The sequence below is a fragment of the Agrobacterium sp. 10MFCol1.1 genome (assembly GCF_000381165.1).
In the GTDB taxonomy this organism is placed as follows: domain Bacteria; phylum Pseudomonadota; class Alphaproteobacteria; order Rhizobiales; family Rhizobiaceae; genus Agrobacterium; species Agrobacterium tumefaciens.
Genome location: NZ_KB906092.1, coordinates 1 through 6,040, shown reverse-complemented (window position 1 = coordinate 6,040; position 6,040 = coordinate 1). Strand labels below are relative to the sequence as shown.

The window sequence follows — 6,040 nt, the reverse complement described above, 5'->3', positions numbered from 1 at the left end:
TCGGCAGACGCCGGATCAGGCCTACTTCAACGCGCTGGCATCAATGATGGTGGCTGCATAATCGAGGCGGAAATCCACTTAGTGAAACGCCCGAACCTGTTCAAACAAACCGAGCCACCTCTAAACCGCCCGAATAAATCAACAGTATCGTCGCAAAGCGGCCGATCAACATAAAGGGCTCTCGGCCCGAAGCTGCCGTACGTTGCGTCCTAATCAAAAACTGCATGGATGTTGAAAAGCAGCCGATGGCTACTCCAAGTCTTCTTGAGAAAATTCACCGGTAACATGAATATCGATCATCTCAAGACGGCCCGGACCCATGTTTACATATTTGTGCGGTAAGTTGGCCGGTCCGAACACGATCTGACCCTCCCTAACGTCCAACTGCTGCTCCCCGACGGTAAAGAGCGCTCGTCCTTGCCGCACTATAAATACTTCATCATAAGGATGTTTGTGCAGCTTGGGGCCTCGGCCGATTTCGTCAGTGGTGTAAAACATGACCGAGACGTTTGCGCCAAATAGGCTCCCTTCGAACTCGCCTTGCCATACGCTCTCTTTCTCGGCCCATTGAGCCCGCTCGAGGAGCACTGCTTTCTTTTGCATTGAAATTCCTCTGTTGGTCAGGCCGGCCGTTCAAGCCCAGACTAAACACCAAACATGCAGCAGTGCAAATGTCGTTAATTGATCGACCGTGACGCTGAGCGATCTGGGCGTATGACTACCGTTAGCGCGAAGCGGAAGACGCCTCTCAGCCCTTAGCGGACGCGTGATTTCGTTCAGATACTGTTCTGTAAAATTGCACGCCTCTGTGCCCACGCGCCGTGATGCATCTGCGTCACAGCCTGGCGTCAACTTCGGGGCTGGAATCCCACCTTGAAGGCCTTCCATTGACGCCCGTCAGCCGTCCCGGCAACCTCATAGCATGACCCTGACCAACAGTTTCATTGCCGAACTCGTCCGTGACGCCAACCGGCTCGAGAACCTCGACGACTTTAAGAAGCGCCGTATTCTCGAACGGGCCGTCACAACAATTCGCGACATGCGCGAAACAATCGGAATTCCCTCCGGTCCCGGTCGCGACAGTGTCGTCGACATCCACACCGTAGCCCTGTCCATCGAACACGGATGGCGCAGCGATGACGACGTACGAAACGCCCTGCTGCACGCCACGATACCGAATAGGGGCTTTGACCTGAGTGAAAACGCAAGTCGTGCGGTACATGTCTTTTAACTGACATGGGGGAGGATTTCCAAGTTCGGTACTCGCCAACTACGATCTCAACGCGGTCGCCTGGAACATCGATCCCATCCGCCAGAGCGTGTATCCCTTTCTACTATTTCGTTTGCGGTCGAAGGAGCGGCGTTTCAGTCTGGCAGTTGCGGCCGTCTACAGTCTCCGCCTCGACGGCCTGAATGCAATGGTGTCGAAGCGAACCAGTCTCCCCTTTCTGAATGAAAACGAACCGATCTAGCCTCGCTCCATCGCAATCTGGCAGCATAGTTATAATGTTTTTGCAAATTCATTATAACGGGATCGGGCGATGAAGCAGATTGACCTCGTTTACAGAACGGCGTTCGCTGAACTCGCGGAGCGGACGTTCGATGCTCAGTTTCAGGCAGACTTTCCCTCAAAGGTCGGTTTGTTGCGGTTCCGGTCAAGGGCCGTAATCACTGGTATTTTGATCTCCCTACTCCCGATGGTAAGGAAAAGAGACGCTATGTCGGCCCGCAGGATGACGTCGACATCACGGCTCGGGTGAAAGCCCATAGGCAGGTCAAAGACGACATCCGGGAGCGGCGCAAGCTCGTCGGCATGCTGCTGCGAAGCGGTGGCATGTCCGCGCCGGATCGCTTCGCGGGTGAAGTGACTAAAGCACTCGCTGACGCGGGCCTATTCCGTCTGAGGGCACTCCTCGTCGGTTCCGTGGCTTTCAGCTGTTACACAGGCCTCCTTGGCGTTCGTCTCCCTGGTACCTCTATGCAAACAGGCGATGCGGACTTCGCACAGGATTCGCACAGGACTTTGCGATCTCGGCGGAAGTCGAGGACAGCCTGCCTCCAATCCTCGATCTCCTGAGATCGATAGACAGCACGTTCAGGGCGGTCCCGCACCAGGCCGATAACGCAAAGGTGGTGGCCTTTTCGAATTCGGTAAACAACCCGTCGAATTCCTGACGACCAACCGTGGATCGGACGACTACACGGGTAAGCCGTCCCCAATGCCTGCCCTTGGAGGCGCGTCTGCTGAAAACTTGCGGTTCCTGGACTTCCTGATCTACGAACCCGTAAGAACGGTACTGCTGCACCGGGAAGGCGTTAGCGTGAATATCCCCGCTCCCGAGCGGTATGCCATCCACAAGCTGATCGTTGCATCCAGGAGGCGCACGGATGCCCTCGGGCGAGCCAAGAGGGATAAGGACCTCGTACAGGCCTCGCTGCTGTGCGAGGCGCTCTTGGAGACGCGACAGAGCTATTTGCTTGCCGATGCCTACCGCGAAGCGTGGACGCGCGGAGAGGCATGGCAGGAAGGGATCCTGTCGGGCCTCGTATTAATGCCAGACAACGGCAAGCTCGCGTTGGCAAATGCCCTTGGTGTCACGGTAGACCGACTGGGTAAGGCGTAGGGACATGGAAGCAGAAGACAGCACATGCGACCGGGACCTCGCCAAAGATGCGGCGGGCGCTTTCATGGTCGTTGACGTCGCAGACCTGCAGCACGCCTGCGTTTTATGACTTCCCAGCAAAAAGCACGCCTGTCCTGTTGCTCACTTCGGCGCTATGGAGGAGTGCGTTCCCGTTAGGACACTCTCCCACATCAGTTGATCCTGATAGATGATGAGCAGCGCTTGTCACGCTGAAACCGCTGTGAAATTTCCGCGGGCGGCAAGAATGCGTCTTAAACACCCATTATAATGGGTCAATTAATTGAAAATCCGCCGTAAATGACCCACTGAAATGGGTCAATATAGCCTGACGCCCATGCTGCGAGACGAAGACATCAAGTCCGGCTCGCCGCTGTATTCGTGTGGAGGAGATTATCGAGCCGGAAAGCCCGATCTGCACCTGTGGCGGCGGCCTACATCGCATCGGAGAGGACGTGTGGGGCACATGCGTCTGCCCTTTCACTGCAGGAAGAGCTCAGAGGGGATACTTTTTATCGCAGAAACGGACGAGTCCCGCCATCATTTGGGTATCCTTTTCCATCATGGTAGCGAGAATGCCGCGACGTTCTTGGTAAATTTGTTTCGCTTCTAGCTTAGGTCGCCCTACGCTTTCAAATTCTTCCTCAGAAGCCTTCAACTGCTTAGCGAATTTCTGTTGGTAATCGACGGATTTACCTTTTTCGCCTGCCTCCTCGTAGCCATGGGCAAGGAGGGCGAACAAAGCGCCGCATTGGATTCCAGTGTCGTTGTAAGGTGCTTTCTCATATGGAATTCGCGTCTGCGCTTGGACCGGCGATCCGCCAATGGCCACGCCCAGAACAATAGACGATAAAACGACGCTCCGCATATTCGCTCCCAAAGCAATCTGACATACAAATTGTCAAAGCCAACGCGGCCAAACTTTACCGCGTATTTCTAAACCATTCGATGAGCGCATTAGGAAAACTGCCTCGAACGGCTTTGGTCGAAACTGCTCACAAAGACCGCGTCGAGGTTTAAGGCGCACACCGAATACGGTGCACGTCTCGTGTCACTACGAAGACGGGCTTGGCAAAAGTGAAACTCTCGCCATCAGTCTCGAAGCTCTCGATTTTCTGCCGAACAGCATTATGCGGTCGGACTTTGATATGGCCGAATAACTTGCGTTCGCAAACTGCGTGGCCAGTGAATTGCGCGCAAATTGCCTTCACAATCAAGATAGCCGGAGGGCCGCGCATACAAGGATTTGATGGGTTGTCGAACTGCCTTTTTACCACCATTTCCGTTAAACTGGGTCGAACATCTCCCTGAACTCCGGATCGGCAAAATAGGCAAGCTTTTCAGCAAATATTGGTCGTTGTCCGGCAAGGAACAGCAATTGTCCGTGCGCCGACAGATTGCGCACCTCATCAGGGGTGAGCAGCGGCCGGCCGGTATGTTGCTGGCTGTAGGAGATCCCGGTCTTATCGGAATCGAGGGCTCTCGCCATCGTCTGGAACACGACCGTCTCCTGCCCAAGCAAATCAGAGATGAGGCGGGCGCTGTCCTGATCGTTGACGCCGAAGACCTGCAGCACGCCGGCATTTGACAGAAAGGTTCCGGCGCGGTGACCGTATGTGGCACGCAATTGATGGATGTCCTGGAGGATGGGCCAAAGCTGGACACCATAGCCCGCCATCAGACCCATCGCGCGTTCGACTGGTGCCAAATGCCCAAGGGATGCGAACTCGTCGAGCAGATAAAGAACCGGTGTCGTCGGCTTTGTCGGATCGCGGGCCATTTCGAGCAGGCTTTGTGAGACAAGCAGGCGCAGCCAGCGCGAATAGGTCGAGAGGCGATCAGGAGGAAGGACGAGGAACACCGTCACGTTGCTGCGCTTGAGGTCGGCAAACCGGAAATCCGAGCGACTGAGGACGGCCGTCATGCGCGGTGAATCAAGAAAATGCGTATGGCGTTGGGCTGCGGAAAGAACGCCTGCGGCTTCGCGATCGGATTTTCCCAGGTGACGGTTTGCGGCGCGCGCGACAAGACCTCTTGCCGCATCGCTTTCCTGCATACGCTTGAGCAGCGCTGCAAACTGTTCAGGAGCAAGGGTGAGATACTCGCGAAGTGTTGCGAGGTGCCTACGTCTCAAAGGCTCAGATGCAACGATCTCGAGCAACAATCCGCCGATAAGAGCTTTTGCCTCCTCGCTCCAATGCGCCTCGCCCGCCATTCCCGGTTCGTCAAACACGAGGGCGTCGGCAAGGGTGCTGGCGTCGTCCGCGACATCGAGGCTGTGGGGATCAAGCAGGGCAAGGGGATTGAAGGCTGCCGAGGATCTCCCGGTGACCCCGAAAGGATCCAGTACATGAACCGGCCCGAATTTCTGGCGCGCACGGCCGGTGATTCTTGCATTCTCACCTTTCGGATCGACGCAGATCATGGACCGGTCGGCGGTCAGCAGGTTCGGGATGATCGTGCCGACACCCTTGCCGGTACGGGTCGGCGCCATCGTCAGGAGATGGGCCGGGCCATCATAGCGCAGGGGCTTACCCGATTTGACATCACGACCGATCAACAGGCCGGAAGCGGATGAGGTGAGAGCAGCTATCTCCTTGTCTGTCGCAAAGCGGGCGGAGCCATGGGTATCATCGTCACTGTCCCCAAAATGCAAAATCAGTGGAGTGGTAATGAACCAAAAGGTGATAACGGCAAGCGCCAGCAGGGTTAAGAGACCTGGGATGATGTGGACAAGCGAGCCCCGCTCGAAACCCATTTGCTCGAGGAAATGACCGCCACCCATGCCGATCACAAAGGTGACGTTGAACAGGATGAACATAAATCCAAGGAGCCGTTTCCAGATCCGGAAGGGCATGGCGATCAAAGCCAGAAATGCCCAAAGCGGATCACGCGCGGCGGCTCGCATCATGTTTTTGAATGCGTCGCGGGCAAGTCGCAATCGGTTCATGGAGCACCCTGCACGCCGTAACCACTCTCTGCCGTGCCCGGCTGTACTGGTCCAATCAGATCGGTGAAGAGTGCCTTGTCACTGTCGCGTGTCAGAAAGCCCGGTAGTTCGCGGCGCAGCCAGTCACCGAGTTGTTTGTTGAACTCCTGATCATCCGAAGTCTCCAGGTGATGTAGAACGAGCGACCCGATCAGGACCTTGCGGCGCATATCGTTGTTGCGCTCGGTTTTCGAGAGACGGGCCTTGAGGGCGGAACGTTGCGCATCCAGTTCAGCCAGGCGCTGTTCGATGGTTTTCCTTGCCACGATTGTTCCTTTCGATTGCGGTCGTACCGGAACTGCCGCTGTTGACTGCGGCTTCGTTCCTGGAAGACAGACCAGTTTCTATGAGGAGATCGACATAGCGATTGTGAGAGTAGGTTGGACCGTATGGTTCATGACGCTGTGGT

Annotated in this window: 5 protein-coding genes and 1 pseudogene; 2 read left to right on the top strand and 4 right to left on the bottom strand. The window is 55.9% G+C overall.

Annotation, left to right across the window (positions count from 1 at the left end; translation table 11 throughout):
• Positions 1-249: 249 nt before the first annotated feature.
• The gene (locus tag F617_RS0126715; RefSeq protein WP_019567432.1) at positions 250-603 is read right to left on the bottom strand and encodes a cupin domain-containing protein; all 354 of its coding nucleotides are present in this window, start codon (positions 601-603) and stop codon (positions 250-252) included.
• Positions 604-922: 319 nt separating this feature from the next.
• Between F617_RS0126715 and F617_RS27480 the strand changes: the two genes are divergently transcribed.
• Together F617_RS27480 and F617_RS27475 are read left to right on the top strand one after the other, a co-directional pair.
• Entirely contained in the window at positions 923-1,231 is a 309-nt protein-coding gene (locus F617_RS27480; RefSeq protein WP_019567431.1) for a hypothetical protein, read from the top strand.
• A gap of 310 nt (positions 1,232-1,541) precedes the next feature.
• A pseudogene (locus F617_RS27475) lies at positions 1,542-2,624 on the top strand (GSU2403 family nucleotidyltransferase fold protein).
• A gap of 514 nt (positions 2,625-3,138) precedes the next feature.
• On the opposite strand, the gene F617_RS0126690 reads toward F617_RS27475, so the two are convergent.
• The 3 genes from F617_RS0126690 to F617_RS0126680 all read right to left on the bottom strand — a co-directional run bounded on the left by F617_RS0126690 (position 3,139) and on the right by F617_RS0126680 (position 5,897).
• Positions 3,139-3,510, bottom strand: a complete 372-nt coding sequence (locus F617_RS0126690; protein ID WP_019567430.1) for a hypothetical protein — start codon at positions 3,508-3,510, stop codon at positions 3,139-3,141.
• Positions 3,511-3,927: 417 nt separating this feature from the next.
• Positions 3,928-5,592 carry a type IV secretory system conjugative DNA transfer family protein gene (locus F617_RS0126685; protein WP_019567429.1) on the bottom strand — a complete coding sequence of 555 codons (1,665 nt, stop codon included), beginning with the start codon at positions 5,590-5,592 and terminating at the stop codon, positions 3,928-3,930.
• On the bottom strand, positions 5,589-5,897 hold the full coding sequence (locus F617_RS0126680; RefSeq protein ID WP_019567428.1) for a mobilization protein: 309 nt from the start codon (positions 5,895-5,897) through the stop codon (positions 5,589-5,591). Before F617_RS0126680 ends, F617_RS0126685 begins: the two co-directional genes overlap by 4 nt.
• Between the last annotated feature and the right edge of the window lie 143 nt (positions 5,898-6,040).